Annotated in this window: 20 protein-coding genes; 19 read left to right on the top strand and 1 reads right to left on the bottom strand. The window is 34.8% G+C overall.

Annotation, left to right across the window (positions count from 1 at the left end):
* Window position 1: 1 nt before the first annotated feature.
* Entirely contained in the window at window positions 2-742 is a 741-nt protein-coding gene (locus CVU84_13685; protein ID PKM93955.1) for a hypothetical protein, read from the top strand.
* 267 nt (window positions 743-1,009) lie between these two features.
* On the opposite strand, the gene CVU84_13690 is transcribed toward CVU84_13685, so the two are convergent.
* Window positions 1,010-1,699 carry an anaerobic ribonucleoside-triphosphate reductase activating protein gene (locus tag CVU84_13690; protein PKM93956.1) on the bottom strand — a complete coding sequence of 230 codons (690 nt, stop codon included), beginning with the start codon at window positions 1,697-1,699 and terminating at the stop codon, window positions 1,010-1,012.
* A gap of 149 nt (window positions 1,700-1,848) precedes the next feature.
* Between CVU84_13690 and CVU84_13695 the strand changes: the two genes are divergently transcribed.
* From CVU84_13695 to CVU84_13780, 18 genes are all read left to right on the top strand, one after another.
* Window positions 1,849-2,289, top strand: a complete 441-nt coding sequence (locus tag CVU84_13695) for a tRNA-specific adenosine deaminase (protein PKM93998.1) — start codon at window positions 1,849-1,851, stop codon at window positions 2,287-2,289.
* Between the two features lie 359 nt (window positions 2,290-2,648).
* Window positions 2,649-3,299, top strand: a complete 651-nt coding sequence (locus CVU84_13700) for a bifunctional 2-keto-4-hydroxyglutarate aldolase/2-keto-3-deoxy-6-phosphogluconate aldolase (protein PKM93957.1) — start codon at window positions 2,649-2,651, stop codon at window positions 3,297-3,299.
* Window positions 3,300-3,322: 23 nt separating this feature from the next.
* The gene (locus CVU84_13705; protein ID PKM93958.1) at window positions 3,323-4,345 is read left to right on the top strand and encodes a 2-dehydro-3-deoxygluconokinase; all 1,023 of its coding nucleotides are present in this window, start codon (window positions 3,323-3,325) and stop codon (window positions 4,343-4,345) included.
* Window positions 4,346-4,407: 62 nt separating this feature from the next.
* On the top strand, window positions 4,408-5,328 hold the full coding sequence (locus CVU84_13710) for a sugar kinase (protein PKM93999.1): 921 nt from the start codon (window positions 4,408-4,410) through the stop codon (window positions 5,326-5,328).
* Between the two features lie 22 nt (window positions 5,329-5,350).
* Window positions 5,351-6,193: a 5-dehydro-4-deoxy-D-glucuronate isomerase gene (locus CVU84_13715; GenBank protein ID PKM93959.1), complete on the top strand. Its 843-nt coding sequence runs from the start codon at window positions 5,351-5,353 to the stop codon at window positions 6,191-6,193.
* A gap of 10 nt (window positions 6,194-6,203) precedes the next feature.
* Window positions 6,204-6,965, top strand: a complete 762-nt coding sequence (gene kduD / locus CVU84_13720) for a 2-deoxy-D-gluconate 3-dehydrogenase (GenBank protein PKM93960.1) — start codon at window positions 6,204-6,206, stop codon at window positions 6,963-6,965.
* Between the two features lie 125 nt (window positions 6,966-7,090).
* The gene (locus tag CVU84_13725) at window positions 7,091-7,813 is read left to right on the top strand and encodes a FadR family transcriptional regulator (protein ID PKM93961.1); all 723 of its coding nucleotides are present in this window, start codon (window positions 7,091-7,093) and stop codon (window positions 7,811-7,813) included.
* A gap of 78 nt (window positions 7,814-7,891) precedes the next feature.
* Window positions 7,892-8,299 (top strand): hypothetical protein, encoded by a 408-nt coding sequence (locus tag CVU84_13730; protein PKM93962.1) that lies wholly within the window; start codon window positions 7,892-7,894, stop codon window positions 8,297-8,299.
* Between the two features lie 286 nt (window positions 8,300-8,585).
* Window positions 8,586-10,037, top strand: coding sequence for an altronate oxidoreductase (locus CVU84_13735; GenBank protein ID PKM93963.1), 1,452 nt, complete (start codon window positions 8,586-8,588; stop codon window positions 10,035-10,037).
* Window positions 10,034-11,509 (top strand): altronate hydrolase, encoded by a 1,476-nt coding sequence (locus tag CVU84_13740; protein ID PKM93964.1) that lies wholly within the window; start codon window positions 10,034-10,036, stop codon window positions 11,507-11,509. The genes CVU84_13735 and CVU84_13740 overlap by 4 nt, the downstream gene beginning before the upstream one ends.
* Window positions 11,510-11,527: 18 nt before the next feature.
* A complete protein-coding gene (locus tag CVU84_13745) occupies window positions 11,528-12,934 on the top strand; it encodes a glucuronate isomerase (protein PKM93965.1) in 1,407 nt (468 codons plus the stop codon).
* A 69-nt stretch (window positions 12,935-13,003) separates the two neighbouring features.
* Window positions 13,004-13,462 carry a YhcH/YjgK/YiaL family protein gene (locus tag CVU84_13750; protein ID PKM93966.1) on the top strand — a complete coding sequence of 153 codons (459 nt, stop codon included), beginning with the start codon at window positions 13,004-13,006 and terminating at the stop codon, window positions 13,460-13,462.
* 79 nt (window positions 13,463-13,541) lie between these two features.
* The gene (locus CVU84_13755; protein ID PKM93967.1) at window positions 13,542-15,032 is read left to right on the top strand and encodes a hypothetical protein; all 1,491 of its coding nucleotides are present in this window, start codon (window positions 13,542-13,544) and stop codon (window positions 15,030-15,032) included.
* A complete protein-coding gene (locus tag CVU84_13760) occupies window positions 15,016-16,596 on the top strand; it encodes a hypothetical protein (protein PKM93968.1) in 1,581 nt (526 codons plus the stop codon). The genes CVU84_13755 and CVU84_13760 overlap by 17 nt, the downstream gene beginning before the upstream one ends.
* Before the next feature lie 17 nt (window positions 16,597-16,613).
* On the top strand, window positions 16,614-17,612 hold the full coding sequence (locus tag CVU84_13765) for a C4-dicarboxylate ABC transporter (GenBank protein PKM93969.1): 999 nt from the start codon (window positions 16,614-16,616) through the stop codon (window positions 17,610-17,612).
* Between the two features lie 382 nt (window positions 17,613-17,994).
* Window positions 17,995-19,035: a C4-dicarboxylate ABC transporter gene (locus tag CVU84_13770; GenBank protein ID PKM93970.1), complete on the top strand. Its 1,041-nt coding sequence runs from the start codon at window positions 17,995-17,997 to the stop codon at window positions 19,033-19,035.
* Window positions 19,036-19,186: 151 nt separating this feature from the next.
* Window positions 19,187-19,717 carry a TRAP transporter small permease gene (locus tag CVU84_13775; GenBank protein ID PKM93971.1) on the top strand — a complete coding sequence of 177 codons (531 nt, stop codon included), beginning with the start codon at window positions 19,187-19,189 and terminating at the stop codon, window positions 19,715-19,717.
* The gene (locus tag CVU84_13780; GenBank protein ID PKM93972.1) at window positions 19,717-21,015 is read left to right on the top strand and encodes a hypothetical protein; all 1,299 of its coding nucleotides are present in this window, start codon (window positions 19,717-19,719) and stop codon (window positions 21,013-21,015) included. The genes CVU84_13775 and CVU84_13780 overlap by 1 nt, the downstream gene beginning before the upstream one ends.
* Window positions 21,016-21,047 lie beyond the last annotated feature (32 nt).

A 21,047-nucleotide genomic window follows, 5' to 3' on the forward strand; every position in this document is an offset into this window, starting at 1 on the left:
TATGATCTATTTACATGATGGTTTATTTGATGGATTTTTAACGTGTATATATCAACATTACTATGGACAGAAGGCTTCAGGAATATTTGATGTAAATATGTATACACCCTGTCTTTTTGATGAGGTCATTGCCATTGAGACGGATACTGAAAAAGCGAGAAAGGTTTATGATAGTATTTTCGCAAAGCTTTCAGAGGAAGTTTATTGGACTGTTTTTTATACGTTTTTATCTAACAATCCCAACAAAGATTGTTATTTACTACAGTATCTGATTACAGCCTTTAAGATGGGACAATCCATTTGTTTATTGCATTCACATGATGTCACCTATCCAGTTAAGCGCCTTAGTAAAAAGGTAATGGGAGAAAGTCATCGATTTTTGGGGATTCTTAGATTTTCAGATGTTGGTAACTGTCTCTATGCTCGAATTGAACCAGAAAATGATATTTTAATGTTATTATCCGACCATTTTGTAGATAGATTTAAAAACGAACGTTTTATAATTCATGACATTAAGAGGGGAAAAGCAATTATTTCAAATCAGGGACAGTGGGTAATAACAGACTTTGAGTTGAATGAAAAAATTATATATGGAGAAAAAGAGCTTTTATTTCAAGGACTTTGGAAAAAGTATTTTCAAAGTATTGGTATAGAATCACGTATAAACCCGAAATTGCAGCAGCAATTTGTACCACTAAAATACCGAAAACATGTAGTAGAATTTCACTCAGATAGTAAATGATGGGTTTTTAAATAAAAAAGGAGCACCGTAGCTTACGCTAGGTGCTATTGTAAAGGATGAGGGGGAGAGTATTTAATATGTAAGAGGTAACTAATTCTTACTGACATATCATAAAACAAAAGTGTGTACAAAGTGTGTAGAATATGTGAACAATATGTTAACAATGAATATTTCTTGGAGTTTTATGTTGAATGTAATACTTTTTTAACATTTTGTAAAGATTTGGTATTGTTTTAGTCAGTAATTCGGTACAAATTTTGCTGTTTTTTAAGCCCTTATATCAACCATGGAAAAAAATGGAGATATTATGTCCTTTATTTCCTCTAATTCTTCATTTGAATAGGCAGTAAATATTTCTGGAGTTAACTGGTAGTTACTTGGTTTATATTGTTGCAAGACATATTTTTTAGAACCACTTAACCATTTACCAATCAATTCTAAATCTTCAAGCGTATGAAACTCTTTTACTACAGTTGTCCTAAATTCATAGGATATGTTGCTTTCCTTTAACAAATTTATTGTTACTTCAATACGATTTACTTGTTCAGTCGTAATTCCTGATGTAAGCGGGTATTTTAGTTTGGAATTTTTAATATCCATGGCTACATAATCCAGTAGATTTCGTTGAAATGCACTTTCCACTATGTTAGGCATTAGTCCATTTGTATCTAGCTTTATTTTGTAGCCAATATTTTTAACTTCTTTTAGAAAGTCTAATAAATCCGCGTGGAGGGTGGGCTCTCCACCTGTAATACAAACGGCTTCATGGGTATTTTTCCTGGTTTTTAAAAAATCCAAAAGGGTATTTATCGACATTAAATCTGAAAGGTTATTTAATACTAGGTCACGGTTATGACAAAAGGGACAACGCATATTACAACCACCAACAAATATTGTCGATGCAATTTGTTCAGGATAATCCACTAAGGATGTTTTTATTAAGCCTTTGATTTGCATGACAGCCTCCAGAAGTCTTCTTGATTTTTATTCGAAAAAATGATAATCTCATTATAGCATGACTATGCGTTAAATAATAAGATAAACTTTTAAAAACAATCCTTCTGAATATATATGAAAGAGGTGCAAATTTGACTGATGAATATTTTATGCAGGAAGCCCTTTATGAAGCTCAAAAAGCATATGAACTGAAAGAAGTGCCTATAGGAGCAATCGTTGTAAATCAGGGAGTCATTATTGGAAGAGGTTATAATAGAAGAAATACGGATAAGGATCCATTCGCACATGGAGAGATGATGGCAATTAAAGAAGCTTCTTTAGCTATTGGGGATTGGAGGCTGGAAGAATGTACCCTTTATGTAACGCTAGAACCTTGTCCAATGTGTGCAGGGGCAATTGTTCAATCGAGAATACCCAAAGTAGTCATTGGAGCGCCTAATTTTAAATCTGGAAGTGCGGGTACAATTATCAACATACTTAATGTAGAACGCTTCAATCACCAAGTGGATACAATTTATGGTGTGTTAGAGGATGAATGCGGCGAATTAATTAAAGGGTTTTTTAAGAGCTTAAGGAAAATTGAAATATAATGTGTTTGATTTTTGAGATGGTATAAGGCATGGAGTTAGCTCTATGTTTTTTTTATTTACTAGGAATGTTCTACTTTCCACGAAGCATAGAACAAAGCGTTAGATAGCATAAATTATTACGTAACGCGCTGACAAGCGCTTTGTTCTTTGTAGTAAGGGTATTTGGATTGGAACATCCTATTTTCTTGAGGGTGCTTATGTATTATAGGCAAGTTGATTAGTAGTTATATACAAATCTATTTTGAATTCCTTGTGCATATCGTAGAAGTTTAAGAAACTGCTTGACGAAGAGTAATCAGAGGGAGTATATTTATATCATAAGACATCAGACAACAGACAATCCCTCAGGAGGTTTTAGGATGAAGAAATATGAAATAATAAGTGAAATCATTGACAGTGGTGTTGTAGCTGTAATTCGTGCAGAATCGAGAGAACAAGGTAAGAAAATCATAGAAGCAGTGAAAGCTGGGGGCATCAAAGCACTAGAAATCACATTAACAGTGCCAGGTGCTATAGACATTATAAAGGAATTGGTAGAAGAATATAAAAATGAAGCTGTAATTATTGGTGCAGGTACGGTTTTAGATCCTGAATCTGCGAGAGCTTGTATTTTAGCAGGGGCAAAATATATTGTGAGTCCATATTTTGATCTAGAAACGGTGAAAATGTGTAATAGATATGCGATTCCAGTGATGCCAGGTGTTATGAATCCCCGTGAGGTAGTTATGGCATTAGAAGCTGGTGTTGATATCTGTAAAGTATTTCCAGCGGAAGCTTTTGGACCATCTATCATAAGTGCTTTCAAAGGACCTTTGCCACAGGGAAATTACATGCCAACAGGCGGTGTTGACCTAGATAATGTTAAGGAATGGATATCTAGAGGAGCTATAGCAGTTGGGGTAGGTAGTGTACTTACCAAAGGTGCAAAGAATGGCGAATATGAAAACGTAACTGAAACAGCAAGAAAATTTGTTGAAGCGGTTAAAGAGGCGAGATTAGGATTGAAATAATTATATATTTTGGAGGAAACAATATGAAGAAGATTATTACAATGGGTGAAATCATGTTAAGGCTATCTACGCCAGAGCATCAAAGATTCGTTCAAGCAGATACCTTTGAAGCGGAATATGGTGGAGGAGAAGCCAATGTTGCAGTTTCCTTAGCCAACTATGGTTTAAATGCACAGTTTGTTACTAAACTTCCCAAGAACCCCATTGGTCAAAGTGCGATTAACCATTTAAGAAAGTATGGCGTAGGCACTGATTATATTGTAAGAGGCGGGGAACGTGTAGGAATCTATTTCTTAGAACATGGTGCCTCTATGAGGGCGTCTGCAGTGGTTTATGATCGTGCCCATTCCTCGATTTCAGAAGCAAAAGCATCTGAATTTAACTTTGATGCTATTTTTAAAGATGCGGAGTGGTTTCATTTTACAGGCATTACGCCTGCATTAAGTAAAGAAGCAATACAGCTTACGGAAGAAGCATTAAAAGCTGCAAAAAAACATGGTGTTACAGTCAGTGTTGACTTAAACTATAGGAAGAAGCTATGGACATCAGAAGAAGCAAAAGCGATCATGACCAATTTGATGCAATATGTAGATGTTTGTATAGGAAATGAAGAAGATGCGCAGAAGGTTTTAGGCTTTAAACCAGGAGAAACAGATGTTAACAAAGGCGAGTTAGAGATTGAAGGCTACAAAAGTATTTTCAAACAAATGATGGAGAAATTTAATTTTAAATATATTGTGACAACCCTTAGAGAAAGCTATTCAGCTTCGGATAATGGCTGGTCAGCACTTATTTATAATGGTGATGAATTTTATCAATCTAAAAAGTATGACATCAGAATTGTAGATAGAGTAGGTGGCGGTGACTCTTTTGCAGGGGGGTTAATTTATGGGTTGGTGAAAACAGGAGACTTCAGATATGCACTTGAATTTGCAGTAGGTGCTTCAGCACTTAAGCACACGATTCATGGTGATTTTAATCTAGTAACGGTTGAAGAAGTTGAAACCTTAATAAAGGGTGATGCTTCAGGTAGAGTACAGAGATAACTCAATCTAGGAGGATTCTTGTGGAACAAAAAGAATTAGAAGTAATTACTTTTGGTGAATCGATGGTACTCTTTAGCCCAGATTCTAAAGGACCATTGAGGCATATACATCAATTTATGAAATCTATAGCAGGTGCGGAGTCTAATGTAGCAATTGCTTTGGCACGATTAGGACATCAGGTTGGCTGGTTTTCTCGGTTAGGTGATGATGAGTTTGGTCGTTATATCGAATTTATGATACGAGGCGAAGGCATCGATGTCTCAAGAGTGATAAAAGATTCAGATCATCAAACAGGATTGTTGTTTAAGGAATTGTTTGAGCATGTGAACCCTAATGTTTACTATTACAGAAAGCATTCAGCAGCAAGCTACTTAAAAGCTTCAGATTTAGATGCAGAGTATATTCAAAAGGCAAAGATTTTGCATATAACAGGGATTACACCCGCAATCTCACAATCAGCACGGGAAACAGTATTTGAGGCTATTAGGATAGCGAAAGCAAGTGGGGTGATCATATCCTTTGATCCGAATATCAGACTTAAGTTATGGTCTATAAAGGAAGCAAAGGAAACACTTCTGAAATTATGCAGTCTGGCGGATATTTTATTTCCAGGTAAGGACGAAGGAGAATTACTCCTTGATGAGACTTATACAGATGCAATCATTGAAGGTTTTCATGAACTTGGACCAAAAATAATTGCATTGAAGCTTGGTAAAGAAGGCTGTATTGTATCAGATGGTACAATAAAAACCTGGATTAAGGGATATACAGTAGATCAGATTGAAGATACGGTAGGTGCAGGTGATGGTTTTGCTGCTGGGTTTTTAAGCAGTTATTTAAAAGGCAATGATATCGTAACCTGTGGTGATTATGCGAATGGTGTAGGCGCTATGGCTACACTCGTTAGAGGCGATAGTGAAGGCTTTCCTACCCTTGAGCAGCTCCTTTCTTTTACAAATAAGATTAAACACATAGAACGTTAAAATTAATTAGGAGGAAATTGATATGATTATTAGAGAACCATCCAATTCAAAAGATGCAAAACATTACACAACCCAGAGGTTAAGAGAAGAATTTCTTATTCAAGAATTATTTGTCCCTAATCTAATTAGCAGGACTTATAGTCACATTGATAGGATTATTACAATGGGGATTTGTCCAGGTGATCAGGCACTACGTTTAGAACAAGATTTAGATGTAAATAAATCCTTAGGAACAAGCTTTTTCTTGGAAAGAAGAGAATTAGGTATTATTAATGTAGGCGGTAATGGCAGCGTTACAATTGATGGAAAAATCTATCCATTAAAAGCAAGAGATGGACTTTATATTGGAATGGGCGTTAAAGAGGTGATCTTCGAAAGTGAGGACGCAGTGTTTCCTGCAAAATTCTATACTTTAAGTGCACCAGCTCATAGAACTTATCCAACGGTTCATATTGATATCACGAAAGCAAAACAAGTACCAATGGGAGATATGGAAAGTGCAAATAAAAGAATCATTTTTCAATATCTGCATCCAGAGGTTTTAGATACTTGCCAATTGAGTATGGGGCTTACTACCCTAGAAAAAGGCTGTGTTTGGAATACGATGCCTTGCCATACCCATGAGAGAAGGATGGAGGTATATTTCTATTTTGATCTTCCAGAGAATGGAGTAGTTTTTCATTTAATGGGAGAGCCTAATGAAACAAGACATATTGTTGTAAGAAATGAAGAAGCTATTATTTCTCCAAGTTGGTCTATACATTCAGGTTGTGGTTCCACATCTTATAGCTTTATTTGGGGAATGGTGGGAGAAAATAAAACATTTACTGATATGGATCACGTCAACATAAAAGAAATCATGTAGGAGGTTCATTATGATACTAGAACAATTTAACTTAACAGGTAAAGTTGCTATTGTAACTGGTTGTAGCAGGGGATTAGGCCAAGGAATGGCTATCGCATTAGCCGAAGCAGGAGCAGATATATTAGGAGTTGATTATACAGCAGCGCCAGAAACAAAAGAAAAAGTTGAAGCAATTGGTAAAAAATTTCATCATATAGAAGCGAACTTAATGTCAATAGATAAGCTTGCAGATATTGTAAAAGAAGCAGTAGATGTATATGGACATATTGATCTGCTAGTAAATAATGCAGGGATTATTAGAAGAGAAGATGCGCTAGAATTTTCTGAAAAAGATTGGGATGATGTAATGGATATTAATCTCAAAACAGTGTTTTTCTTTAGTCAAGCGGTTGCAAAGCAATACATTGCACAAGGCACAGGAGGTAAGATTATCAATATCGCTTCTATGCTTTCTTTCCAAGGTGGCGTTAGAGTACCATCCTATACAGCAAGTAAAAGCGGTGTAATGGGTATTACAAAACTGATGGCAAATGAATGGGCAAAACATAATATTAATGTGAACGCCATCGCGCCAGGCTATATGGCAACCGATAATACAGCAGCACTACGAGCTGATGAACAAAGAAGTGCTGATATTTTAGGACGCATACCAGCTGAAAGATGGGGATTACCTGAAGATCTTATGGGACCGATTGTATTTTTAGCTTCTAAAAGCTCAGACTACGTGAATGGCTATACCTTAGCAGTTGACGGTGGTTGGTTAGCAAGATAATCTAGCTTGTAGGTAAAGGTCATAAAAAGGGCTTTGTTAGTTCATAATCTTGCTGTTTAATAGATGCATGATGTCCTACAACCATTTGACATAGAATCTAGAATTCGGTATAGTAAGATTATTAAATGCAAGCCCGAAACAAGCAATTGGGTTATATGGGAGGAACTAAAGTGTACGATAAAACCATTTTATCAGAAAAAGTAGCAGAAAGTATTCGTAATACAATCATAGAAAAGAACATGCAACCAGGAGATCAGCTGCAAAATGAGTTAGACCTTACTAAGGAGCTGAATATTAGCAGGTCTACATTAAGAGAGGCTATAAAAATACTTGCATCTACCAATGTTGTTGAAGTTAGAAGAGGTAGAGGGACTTTTGTATCTGAAAACCTTGGAATATCCAAAGATCCCTTTGGGATTAATTTTATTGAAGAAAAGGATTTGCTAAGTCATTTCTTTGAAGTAAGGCTACTTGTAGAACCTCAAATGGCAGAGTTTGCGGCAGTAAGAGCAACAGAAGAAGAAATCAAAAATATCAGAATAGCTTATGAAAAGGTTAAAGAAGCCATTACCAAAGGTGAGAATCATACAGAAGCAGATATAGAGTTTCATAATCAGATTGCGAAAAGTACCCATAATCCGATTTTACAGCGTGTGGTACCTATTATTAATGATGGGATTATCGGAGGATATGCAAAAACAAAAGATGTACCAGAAACAGCCGAGATGGTGTTGATTCAACATAAGAAAATCATGAATGCAATAGAAAATAGGGAACAAGATTCTGCCAGAAGAAATATGCGAGAACACATTTTATATGGTCTAGAGCAATCTAGGAAAAAAATATAAACTCAAGATACATAATCTACTAAATGTAATAGAAATAGCATTTAACGTTAAAGAGATGGAACAGCAAAGGAGATTATTATGTCAGAAAACCAAAAACAATATGTTTTTAAAATATCAGAATTACCACTGACACCAGTTTCAGAGGATGAAAAATTAACAGCTCGATTTATATTAGGCAAAGATAGTATGCTTAGTTTCATTGAGAATCCTCCAAATACAGAGTTTGGCATTCATGATCATGAGTGTGAACAGTATTTATTGATTTTTGAAGGTTCCGTTGAGTTTGTTATTGATGGAAAAGAAGTAACCATTGGAGCTGGAGAGGTTGCCTATTTTCCAGGTGGAGTCTCACATGGTGGCAAGACGGTTACGGGTATGAAGGGACTAGATATTTTCTGTCCAGCAAGAGAGCCACATCTAGAGAGAATGAAAAGATATGGTACGATGCCGAGTGTAGATGGTACCTATCCTAAAGCAGTTAAATAAGATGAACACGTATTACAGGATATATAAGCTATGCTACAGTTAAATTACTTGAACTCTACGAAATGACTTTGTTCAAATGATCTTTTGACATATTCATCTTTTGAGCCAAAGCATCTAGGAAGATCTTCAACTAGATGCGCGTGCATCTAAGGTGATATTAGAAAGGTCATTTTTTATTCATTGAGTAACTTTCATGAAAATGCGTTTCTAAGAAATTGAAAACTACTGATTGTAGTAAAAGAAATTATCTAACACAAAATATATTTAAAATGGAGTGATAAAAGCTATGAAAAATCTGAATCAATCAATTATTAGCAAAGTAAAACGTCCAATAAAAATTCTTCAATTTGGTGAAGGTAATTTCTTAAGAGCCTTTGTTGATTGGATTATTCAAGCAGGAAATGACCAAGGAGTGATTAATACAAACGTTGCAGTTGTTCAGCCACTCGAATTAGGAAGGGTGAAGAATTTAGCGGAGCAGGATGGTTTATATACCTTGTATCTGGAAGGGCTTCAAGCTGGAGAAGCTGTAAGTAAGCAATCAGTTATATCTGTTTTAGATGATTTTATAAATCCATATGAAAGCTATGATGCGTATTTGGAATATGCAAAAAGTGAAGATTTGCGTTTTATTATATCAAATACAACGGAAGCAGGTATTGTACTGGATTTACAGGATACAGACCTTACTAAGTGCCCTGCTTCATTCCCAGGAAAATTATTGGCGTTACTCTATAATAGATATCTTCATTTTGAGGGAGATTATCAAAAAGGGCTCATCATACTGCCTTGTGAATTGATCGATCACAATGGCCATGAGCTAAACAAAGTATTGAATGAATTGGCATTATTAAACAACCTAGAAGCTGATTTTTTTGATTGGTTAAATGATGCTAATATTTTTTGTGATACGTTGGTAGATCGTATTGTACCAGGGTATCCTGTAAACGAAATTGATACACTTACGAAAGCGCTTGGATATTTTGACCATTCAATTATAAAAGGCGAATTGTTCCACTTATGGGTAATTGGAGGAGATGAAAAAGTAGAAAAAGAATTTCCAGTAAACCTTGCTGGTTTAAATGTTCTATTCGTTAAGGACATTACTCCCTACAAAGAAAGAAAGGTGCGTATATTAAATGGAGCACATACGGCATTGGTACCTGTAGCATATTTATATGGCATTGATACAGTAAAAGAAGCCCTTGAAGACGAAATCCTTGGAGAGTTTGTTGAAAAAATGATTTTTGATGAAATTATACCTACCTTGGATTTACCAGTAGAAGAATGTATTCAATTTGCGAAGGACGTACTTCAAAGATTTAAAAACCCGTTTATCAGACATGAGTTACTATCCATATCTTTGAATGCAACGACGAAATATAAGACCAGAGATCTTCCTTCAGTAATTGCTTCTATAGAAAGAAAAGGAACCTTACCTAGGAGATTGCTTTTTTCTCTTGCAAGTCAATTGGTGTTTTTTAAAGGAGAAAGAGAAGGAGCAACAATCCCACTGCAAGATAACAAAGAGTTTTTAGAGCTTTATACGAAGCTATGGGCACAATATGATGGTTCCTATGAAAGTGTAGAAAGCATTACTGCTACCTATCTTGGTCTAAAGGAACATTGGGGAATTGATCTTAATGCAATAGAAGGTTTAAATGATTTTATCACAAAAAGTGTCTACCTAATATTAAAAGAAGGGATGAAAAAAGCCTTAAGTGAGGTGGTTGGATGAAACCATATATAAAGATTCATGAAGCTGATAATGTATTGGTCGCTTTGACAGATTTTTCAAAAGGAGAAACTGTTGGCGAGCTGGTGCTCCTCGAAGACATTGGAAAAGGTCATAAAGTGGCTATTTTTGATATTGCAGCAGGAGAAGACATCATCAAATATGGGGCACCGATTGGAAAAGCAACTAAGAGCATTTCAAAAGGATCCTTTGTCCATACACATAACACGAAGACTAAATTAGATGATGTGAATGAGTATACGTATCAACCAAAATTTGAAACAGTTGAAACGGATATCGTAAACAAGACGGTACATATCTACCGTCGCAAAAATGGGCTGGTGGGTATTCGAAATGAATTATGGATTGTTCCAACAGTCGGTTGTATAAACAGTACAGCCCAAAGGATTATAGATACGTTTAAAAGTCAACATGCAACTATAGAAATAGATGGTATATACGTATTTGGGCATAACTATGGTTGTTCTCAAATGGGAGATGATTTAGAAAATACAAAGGTATCTTTGCAAAGCATAGCAAAGCATCCTAATGCGGGTGGTGTTCTCGTGATTGGTTTAGGTTGTGAGAACAATCAATTAGCTTCCTTTAAGGAATCTTTAGTCCAATACGATGAAGATCGGGTTATGTTCTTAGAAAGCCAGAATGTGGACGATGAAATTGAAGAAGGTGTCAGTGCCTTAGAAACACTCTACTCCATAATGAAAACAGATCAAAGAGTTGAAGGTAAGCTATCGGAGTTAAAAATCGGGTTAGAATGTGGCGGCTCAGATGGGCTTAGCGGCATTACTGCCAATCCGTTACTCGGTGTGTTTTCAGACTATGTAAATTACCATGGAGGTACAACAGTACTAACGGAAGTACCTGAAATGTTTGGAGCGGAAACTATTCTAATGAGTAGAGCTAAGAATGAAGTTGTTTATCATAAAATTGTGAAAATGGTAAATGATTTTAAGCTATATTACAAGCAACACGGTCAAGTGATCTACGACAACCCCTCTCCTGGAAATAAAAAGGGTGGAATTACAACCCTTGAAGACAAGTCTCTAGGTTGTACACAAAAAGCCGGACTTTCAAAGGTGGTCGATGTGATACGTGTTGGAGAGCAAATAACAGAAAGGGGCTTGAATTTACTAAGTGCCCCAGGGAATGACTTAGTTGCAACAACCTCATTAGGTATCGTGGGATGCCAATTGGTTCTCTTTACTACAGGAAGAGGAACACCCTTCGGAGGCTTTGTTCCAACCGTTAAGATATCAACCAACTCTGAGCTAGCGAAAAAGAAAAAGCATTGGATAGATTTTGATGCTGGTCAACTGACGGAGGCAGTACCAATGGACGTCTTACTAGTTCAGTTCATTGATTATATCGTGAGTGTTGTGAATGGTGACAAGACGAACAATGAAAAAAACAATGCAAGAGAAATTGCTATTTTTAAATCTGGAGTTACATTATAAACAAGAAGGAGCACTTATATGAAAAAATTTATGAATCAAGATTTTCTTTTAATAAATGAAACGAGCAAGGTGCTTTACCATAAGTACGCGAAAGCAATGCCAATTTGTGATTATCATTGTCACTTAAGTGCGAAAGAAATTGCAATCGATAAGAAGTATAGAAATATCACAGAGCTGTGGCTTGGTGGCGATCATTATAAATGGCGAGTATTACGATCAAATGGCATTGATGAAGATTATATTACAGGAGATCAATCTGATTATGATAAGTTTTTGAAATGGGCTGAAACTGTCCCTGAGGCCATAGGTAATCCAGTCTATCACTGGACACATTTAGAATTACAAAGATATTTTGGAATCAATGAAACCTTATCACCTAAAACGGCAGAGATGATATGGAATAAGTGTAATGCACAACTAACAAGTGGTGAAATAACGGCAAGATCTCTAATAAAAAGCTCTAACGTTAAAGTTATTTGTACAACAGATGATCCATTAGATTCCCTAGAGTATCATAGAGTAATTGCAGAAGATAAAAGCTTTGAGGTTAAAGTACTTCCAACCTTTAGACCGGATAAAGCCATCAACATTGAACTAAGCTGGTTTGTGGATTGGATAGCTAACTTTGAGAGCATAATAGGTAAGCCGATTGTACAGCTACAAGATTTAACCCATTACTTGGTGCAACGAATTGAATGGTTTCATGAAAATGGGTGTTTTATTTCCGACCATGCATTAGACACAGTTCATTATCAGGATACCTCTTATGAGGAAGCCAATAATATTTTCAAGAAAGGCTTGAAAAATGCACCCTTATCTCTAATGGATATTAAAAAGTACAAAGGATATATGTTGCGATTTTTTGGAAGAGAATACGCTAGGCTCGGTTGGACTATGCAATACCATATTGGTGCCCTTCGTAATAACTCAACAAGAATGCTTCAGAAGTTAGGACCGGATACTGGCTTTGATTCCATTAATGATGGACTTGTAGCAGAAGAATTATCTCATTTATTGAATGCGCTAGATATCACAAATGATTTGCCAAAAACTATTTTATATTGTTTGAATCCTAGGGACAATGAAGTACTTGCTACTATGCTAGGGAATTTCCAAGGAGGAGGTATACCTGGTAAGATGCAGTTTGGTTCCGGATGGTGGTTTAATGATCAAAAGGATGGTATGGTAAGACAAATGGAAGCGCTTAGCCAGCTGGGGCTACTCAGCCGCTTTGTTGGGATGGTAACAGATTCAAGAAGCTTTTTATCCTATACCAGACATGAGTATTTTAGACGTATTCTATGCAATAAAATTGGTGAGTGGGTAGAAAACGGGGAATATCCAGAAGATATTGAATATCTAGGACAAATCGTTGAAAATATCTGCTTTAATAATGCGATGAAATTCTTTAATCAAACGAAGTAAGTTGAAGGTAGGGGCGTTTAGACATAGTTAGTAATAAAGAAGCTATTATAACAATAGGAGGATATACAAATGATTATTGGAACTATTCAAGATATAGAAAAATTCAATACATTATCAAATAATTTTAAGACAGCTATTAACTATATTCAAGCTACCGATATGCTTGCCCTTAACCAAGGGAAGCATTTCATTGATGGGGATGAGGTTTTTATCATTCGAGATCGATATGTTGCAAAGACAATGGAAGAATGCTTTTTTGAAAGTCATCTGAATTATGCAGATATTCAAATTGTTTTATCTGGAGAGGAAGGTTTTGGTTATATCGATGCTACATCAGAAGGCGTAGTAATTACTGACCCTTATCAAGCAGAAAAGGATATGACAAAATATTTTGCAACACCTGAAATTATTTATACTTTGAAGAAGGATCGTTTTGCAATTGTTTTTCCTGAAGACCTTCATATGCCTAAAATAATGCATAATAGTGTAGAGGTTGAAAAGGTTGTTATTAAAGTCAAGCTACGTTAGAATAGACATAGATGTATATACGGATTAAAATATAAATAGATACCTACAGCCTTAATATGATCATGATTGGAGATGTATCGTGAAAAAATACAATAGCTATTGGTCTAAATTATCTTTAAAAAGAAAATTGCTCACCTACTTTTTTATCATCTCTTTTTTTGGTGCCATCATTAATTTATATTTACACAATAACAACTATAAGGTAATGGATCAGTTTAATGAGAATTTAACCAATTACTATAAAATTAATGAGCTGTTGGTGTTGACCAGAAATAATCAAACTTACGCAGAAGCATACTTGAAGAATCTCGATATTGAGTATAAGCATAAATATCAGCTTACGAAAGGTGAAATAAATTTATTAATTCAAGAACTTGACAGTCGGTTTTCATCTTTAGAAGCGCATTTTTCCATTAACGCCATTAAGTATTCAGTTGCGTATTACATGAATAAGTGGGATAACGCAATCTTATTAAGAGACAACAATGAAACCAAGTATTATGTAGATTATTACGAAGGTATAGAGGCCCATGTCTTTACTGAGCAATACATACAAGACCTTCTTTACAATAGTTTGAATGAAGGTGCGACGCTATATAATGACTTAGTAGAAGATTCTATTTTCATAAGAAGCATTTCATTAGGAATTATCCTGGTTACTTTTTTACTATCTCTTTTATTTGGTGGGGTCTTTTCAAATTATGTTGTTGCACCAATTAAAAAATTAGTAAATGCATCTATTAAAATTTCAGAAGGTCAATTAGATGTTGATAGCGTAGAAGTGAATTCAACCGATGAAGTAGGTATTTTAGCAGATTCCTTCAATACAATGAATAAGAGTATTAACAGCTTGGTAAATGATCTAAAACAAAAAGCTCTTATAGAAAGAAAATTACATGAAGAAGAGATGGAACTGATTCAAACCCAGCAACTATTGCAAGAGGCTGAGTTTTTAGCACTTCAATCACAAATTAATCCCCACTTTTTGTTTAATACCTTGAATACGATTTCAAGAACAGCTATGTTTGAAAAAGCAGACGATACAACGAAGCTGATCGGTGCGTTATCGAATATATTTAGATTTAGTTTACAAAGTACAGGCAAATCAATCTCTCTAAAAGAAGAGTTAATTATGATTGATGAATATATTTATTTACAGAGATTTAGATTCAAAGATCGTTTGCGATATGATGTAAAATGTAGAGTTGATACCTCTAAAATATATTTGCCCGTTTTTTCCTTACAACCTTTGGTTGAAAATGCCATTATCCATGGTATAGAACCTAAAATTGAAGGGGGAATCGTTCGTCTAAAAATTTATGAAAAAAACAATACTACAATTATTAAGTTAATTGACAATGGATTTGGTATGTCGAAAGAGAAAATTCAAGCTGTATTAGAGAAAGATACAAAAAAAGCATCTAAGAGCATAGGTTTGATTAATGTTTATAGTAGATTTCAAACATTTTTTAATCATCAAAGTAGTTTTGTGATTAAGAGTAGACTGGGATTTGGAACAATCATTGAAATGAGTATACCCAATGAATTGAGGGGTGAGAAACGTGTATAAACTTTTAATCGTAGATGATGAGAGTATAGAAAGAGATGCACTTAAGTATATCGTAAAGGAAAGTAACTTAAAGATAGGAGAAATTGAAGAAGCCTCAAATGGACAGGAAGCGATATCTGTAGCTACGATCTTTAATCCAGATATCGTAATATTAGATATTAAAATGCCTGGGTTAAATGGCATAGAAGCAGCTAAAATCTTAAAGAAAATTTATAGTGATAGTAAAATTATATTCTTAACAGCGTTTAATCAGTTTGAATATGCACATGAAGCCATTAAAATCGGAGTTGAAGATTTTATTGTAAAACCTGCTTCGAAAGAAAGAGTCATTGAAGTGCTCAGTAAAACAATTGAAGAAATTGAAAAACATGAAAAGGCAAATCTAAACAAAAAAGATATGGAAGAAAAACTTTCACAAGTCTCTAAATATTTAGAAAGCGAATTTTTAACCTCTGTTATTTCGGGTGAAATTGATGAGCAACAAGCTAGTGATTATTTGAGTTTTATGCTGACTGAATTTAATCAAGGCTTCGGAATTGCTATTAAATTAGATTTTTTTAATGAGCATATGACACACATTAATAAAAATATGATTAAAAAACGTTTTTCTGAAAAGTTATTAAATTCATTACGGATTAAAAATATTAAGTTTTTGATGAATACAATACGGAACACAATTTATATCATGATTTTCGGATATCCTGAAGGCAATAAGGAAGTTTATGTACAACTCATTGAAGCCGAAATTAAAAAGATAAGAGAGGTTATGTCAGATCAAATCAATGCGTGTGTCAGCATTGGATGCGGCAACGAATATGATAGTATTTCTGAACTGTGGAAGTCCTTTTCACAAGCTAAAATTGCATGCAAAAATAGGGTGCTGATGATTGAAGAAGACGTTCATGTTCCCAAAGTGAATTCTTTAGATATTAAGGAAAAAGAGCTTTGTGAAAGTATTATAGAGGGTAATATAAGAGAAATGATTCTTATTGTGGAAGATATTTTAGATAATATCATTTATTCTTCTAACGATATTAGTGATATAAGGATTAAGTTATATGAATTTTTAATTTTACTGAATAAATCCCTTAATAGTGATCGCAATTTTCAAAACAGGGTACCCGAGAAACTATTTGATGATTTGAAAACGGTATATTCTAAAGGGGAAGCCAAGGTGTTTATACATGAATACCTTCTAAATGTGATTGAAGAAATAAATCAAATGAAAACGGATAAAACTGGTTTGATTTTAAACAAAGTTGTGAAATATATTGATGATCATTATGCCGATAACTTGACCTTGGAAGACGTAGCTCAGCAATGTGGATTCAGTACCTACTATTTTTGCAAGATGTTTAAAAAATATCAAAACTGTAGCTTTACAGATTATTTATCAAGTGTTAGGATTAAAAAAGCTAAAAAATTATTAAAAAATCCGCTACTGAATATTAAAGAAATTACACAAATGATAGGTTATGTTGACCCAAATTATTTTACTAGGGTTTTTAAAAAATATGAAGGCATTACACCAACCGAGTATCGCAACAAAATGATGATGAATTAAAAAGGGGGGTAAACACGATGTATAGAAAAGTGAAAAGATATGCCCTACCATTCTTAATTGTTTTGCTCATAATAGTAGGTTGCCAAAGAGATAAAAATGCAGATTATGAAAATGCGGTCGTTTTTCGAATGGCAGAAATACATCCGTCAGATTATCCAACAACATTAGCTGATAAAGAGTTTGCAAGACTTGTCGAAGAAAAAACAGATGGTAGGATTATTATTAAGGTATATGATAGTCAACAATTGGGAGAAGAAAAGTCTGTGCTAGAGCAAGTGCAATTTGGAGCAATTGATTTTGCTAGAACTAGCTTAGCTCCATTATCTGAATTTGCTACAGAGCTCAATGTTCTGCAATTACCTTATATCTATAGAGACGGTGATCATATGTGGAAAGTACTAAACAGCTCTATTGGAGACTTCTTTTTAAAGAGTATTGAGGACGAAGGCTTTATAGGTCTAGGTTGGTATGATGGTGGGGCTAGAAACTTTTATAATTCAGTTAGAGAGATTCGTACGATTGAGGACTTGAAAGGTCTTAAGTTTCGAGTAATGGAAAGTGAGTTGATGGTAGACATGGCTAAGGCTCTTGGCGCGTCTGTCACACCTATGCCCTATGGAGAAGTATATAGTTCTATTCAAACAGGTATTATTGATGGTGCAGAAAATAACTTTCCAAGTTACGACACCTCGTCTCATTACGAAGTAGCCAAGTATTTTACTGTAGATGAACATGTAAGAGTGCCAGAGATACTGATAGCTAGTACAATGGTTTTGGATCGGATTTCCGAAGAAGATCTTGAAATCATTAAGGAATGTGCACAGGAAACGCAAATGTTTCAAAGAGAGAAATGGCAAGAGAAAGAAAAGGAATCAGAAAAGAAAATGAGAGCTGAAGGTTGTGTGATTACTGAAATTGAAGACAAAGAGGCTTTTGTAAAAGCGGTATCTCCTATTTATACGAAGTATGCAAAGGATTATATGGATATTGTCAAACAAATTCAAGTAATGAAGTAGCCTAAAAAAGAATAATATGATTGTACTCCGATAAAATGTCGTCGACGTTTTATCGGAGTTTTTTGTTGATAAGGAAACCCACGCATAAATAATTGGAAAAGCGGCAGGAAGGTAACGAGGATTATAACTCAGCGTAAAAATAACAATGTTATTTAACGCTGCATAGCCGATTTTCTTGTTTTGCATAGATTCCCTGACAACAATATAATGCTGGAATCACAAGATAATCCAGTATCTAACCCCTTGTAGATTAAACTATTTGAAATTGAGCAATATACTCTTGGGAACAACAATATTTTGTAGGGTAATTGAAAGCAGATTGCTGTATCATGTTCCTTGACAGGTAAGTCAATCAAATTAAATTTCAAGGGGGTAACACCAAATGATTAAGAAAATATTAAGTGTTCTTTTAGCAGTTACTTTATTTGCTACAGTTGCAGTAGGTTGTGCAAAAACAACTCCAGAAACTACACCAGACGCTCCAAAAGCGGAAGAAAATGCTGCGCCAGTTGAAGCGGTAGTTTTAAGATTAGCTGAAACTCATCCAGCAGATTATCCTACAACGTTAGGTGATTATGAATTTGCTAGATTGGTTGAAGAAAAAACAGAAGGTCGTGTTAAGATTGAAGTATTTCCAGCGGCTCAATTAGGGGAAGAAAAAGACGTTATTGAACAAGTTCAAATTGGTGCTATTGATATTACAAGAACAAGTATCGCGCCATTAACAGAATTCTCACCTTCATTAAATGTACTTCAATTACCTTACATATATCGTGATGGCGATCATATGTGGTCAGTACTTAATAGCACAATTGGTGATGATTTCTTAGCTAGTGTTGAAGCAGCGAACTTTATTGGACTTGGATGGTTTGATCCAGGCGCAAGAAACTTCTACAATTCACAAAAAGAAATCAAGTCTTTAGCAGATTTAAAAGGCTTAAAAATTAGAGTTATGCAAAGTGAGTTAATGATGGATATGGTATCCGCACTTGGTGCTTCTCCAACTCCACTGCCTTACGGTGAAGTATATAGCTCAATTCAAACAGGCGTTATTGATGGAGCTGAAAACAACTGGCCAAGTTATGACACTTCTTCTCATTTTGAAGTAGCAAAATATTACACTTTAGATGGTCACGTAAGAGTACCTGAAATTATTGTTGCAAGTAAAGTAGCTATGGAAAAAGTTTCTACAGAAGATTTAGTAATTATTAAAGAAGCTGCAAAAGAAGCACAAGCCTTCCAAATAGAGCAATGGACTGCTAAAGAAGAAGTATCAAGAGCAAAAGTTGTTGCAGCAGGCTCAATCATTACTGAACTAGATGATGCAACTAAAGCAGAATTTGCGGCAGCAATGAAACCAGTATATGATAAATATGCAGCTGATTATGCAGATGTAATCAAACAAATTCAAGATATGAAATAAGCTTTGAACCAGCAATAATGCTTAATTTAAGAAGACATTCTTCTAACAATTAGCAATAAAATATATAAGTTAATATTGAAAGCTGGAGCAATCCAGCTTTCAATATTAAAAAGAAAGAAACCTATTAAAAATATAAAAGGAGGCCAAAGTTATGAATGTAGTTAGAAAAGTTGTGGATCGATTTCATGAACTCATGGTTGGGTTTGCAAAGCTATTACTTGTTCTTATAACGGCTTTAACGTGCATCCAGGTCTTTTGTAGATATATTCTGGATTTTAGTATTAGATGGTCTGAAGAAGTACCATTGATTATGATGGTTTGGTTTGGATTTATCAGTTTGGCTATTGGGGTTAAGAAAAAGCTTCATATTAGTATTGAAGTGTTTTCAAGGTTATTTCCAGAGAATATCCAAAAATGGATTGGAAAATTTGTAGACTTAAGTATTATGATTTTTGGTATTATTATGATTATTTATGGTTGGAAGCTAGCAGCTATTACAATGAATTCCACAATGCCAGCTACGAAAATGCCAACAGGTTACTTGTATGGGATTGTACCGCTTTCAGGAATTTTAGTAACTTATGATAGCTTTATTAATTTATTAGGCTTAAATCAGTCCGATGTTCAAGAAGATGAGGTCAGTGAAGCCTTAAAGAGTTTATCATTAGGAGGTAATGAATAATGCCAAGTACAGGTGTTGCAATTGCAATTTTACTAATATCATTTATTATTTTGTTAATGCTTAAGGTACCCGTAACGTTTTCACTTGCACTTTCAACAGTCGTTACAGCGATATATTATCAGGTACCATTGATGACAGTTATGCTCAAGATGGTAAAAGGTATTGAATCTTCATCATTAATGGCGATTCCATTTTTTATCATTGCTGGTGAAATTATGGGAGCAGGAGGCATATCTAGACGATTGATTGAATTTGCTAATGTTATGGTAGGTCGAGTTAGAGGTGGTCTTGCTCAAGTGAATATATTAGCTAGTATGTTCTTCGGAGGAATATCAGGATCAGCTGTTGCTGACGTTTCTTCAATCGGCGCAATATTAATTCCTATGATGAAGGACAATGGTTATGATGATGATTATGCAGTAGCAGTAACAGTTACTAGCTCTTGTCAAGGTGTTATTATTCCACCAAGTCATAATATGATTATTTATTCCTTAGCAGCTGGCGGAGGAGTATCCGTGGGTAAGCTATTCCTAGGAGGCATGGTTCCTGGTATTTTACTAGGAGTTGCATTAATGATTTTGAGTTATTTTATAGCAGTAAAAAGAGGCTATCCAAAAGGTGAAAAAATTGCTTTCAGGGAAAAAATAAAAATCTCCTTTAATGCATTTTTTGGATTATTTACAGCAGTAATTATTATGGGTGGTGTTTTGACTGGTGTCTTCACAGCTACAGAATCAGCGGCAGTTGCTTGCTTGTATGCATTTATTATAACATTTTTTGTATATCGAGAAATACCATTAAAAAGAATGAGTCAGATTTTATACAATGCTTTAAAGACCTTAGCTTTAGTACTTAGTTTAATAGCAGCCGCTAAAGCATTTGGACATATGCTTGCATTATTACAAGTGCCTGCTTTAGCAACAAATGCACTTTTAACAATATCAGACAACAAATACGTATTATTATTACTCATTACGTTACTTGTACTTTTATTAGGATGTATTATGGATATGGCACCATTAATCCTTATTTTGACGCCTATATTACTTCCAGTTGTTACATCGCTAGGAATGGATCCGGTACATTTTGGAGTAGTTCTTATTCTTAATCTAGCAATTGGTTTATGTACACCTCCAGTAGGTGGAGCACTCTTTGTAGGTTGTGCTGTTGGGAAGGTCTCAATAGAAAAAATGACAAAATCCTTACTGCCTTTCTACGCAGTAATGGTATCTGTATTAATATTAATAACCCTTGTTCCTCAAGTTGTTATGTTCGTACCGAATCTGTTATTAAAATAAAATCGATCAGATTGCGAAGATCAAGGATAGGA

Source organism: Firmicutes bacterium HGW-Firmicutes-1, assembly GCA_002841625.1.
GTDB lineage: Bacteria > Bacillota > Clostridia > Lachnospirales > Vallitaleaceae > HGW-1.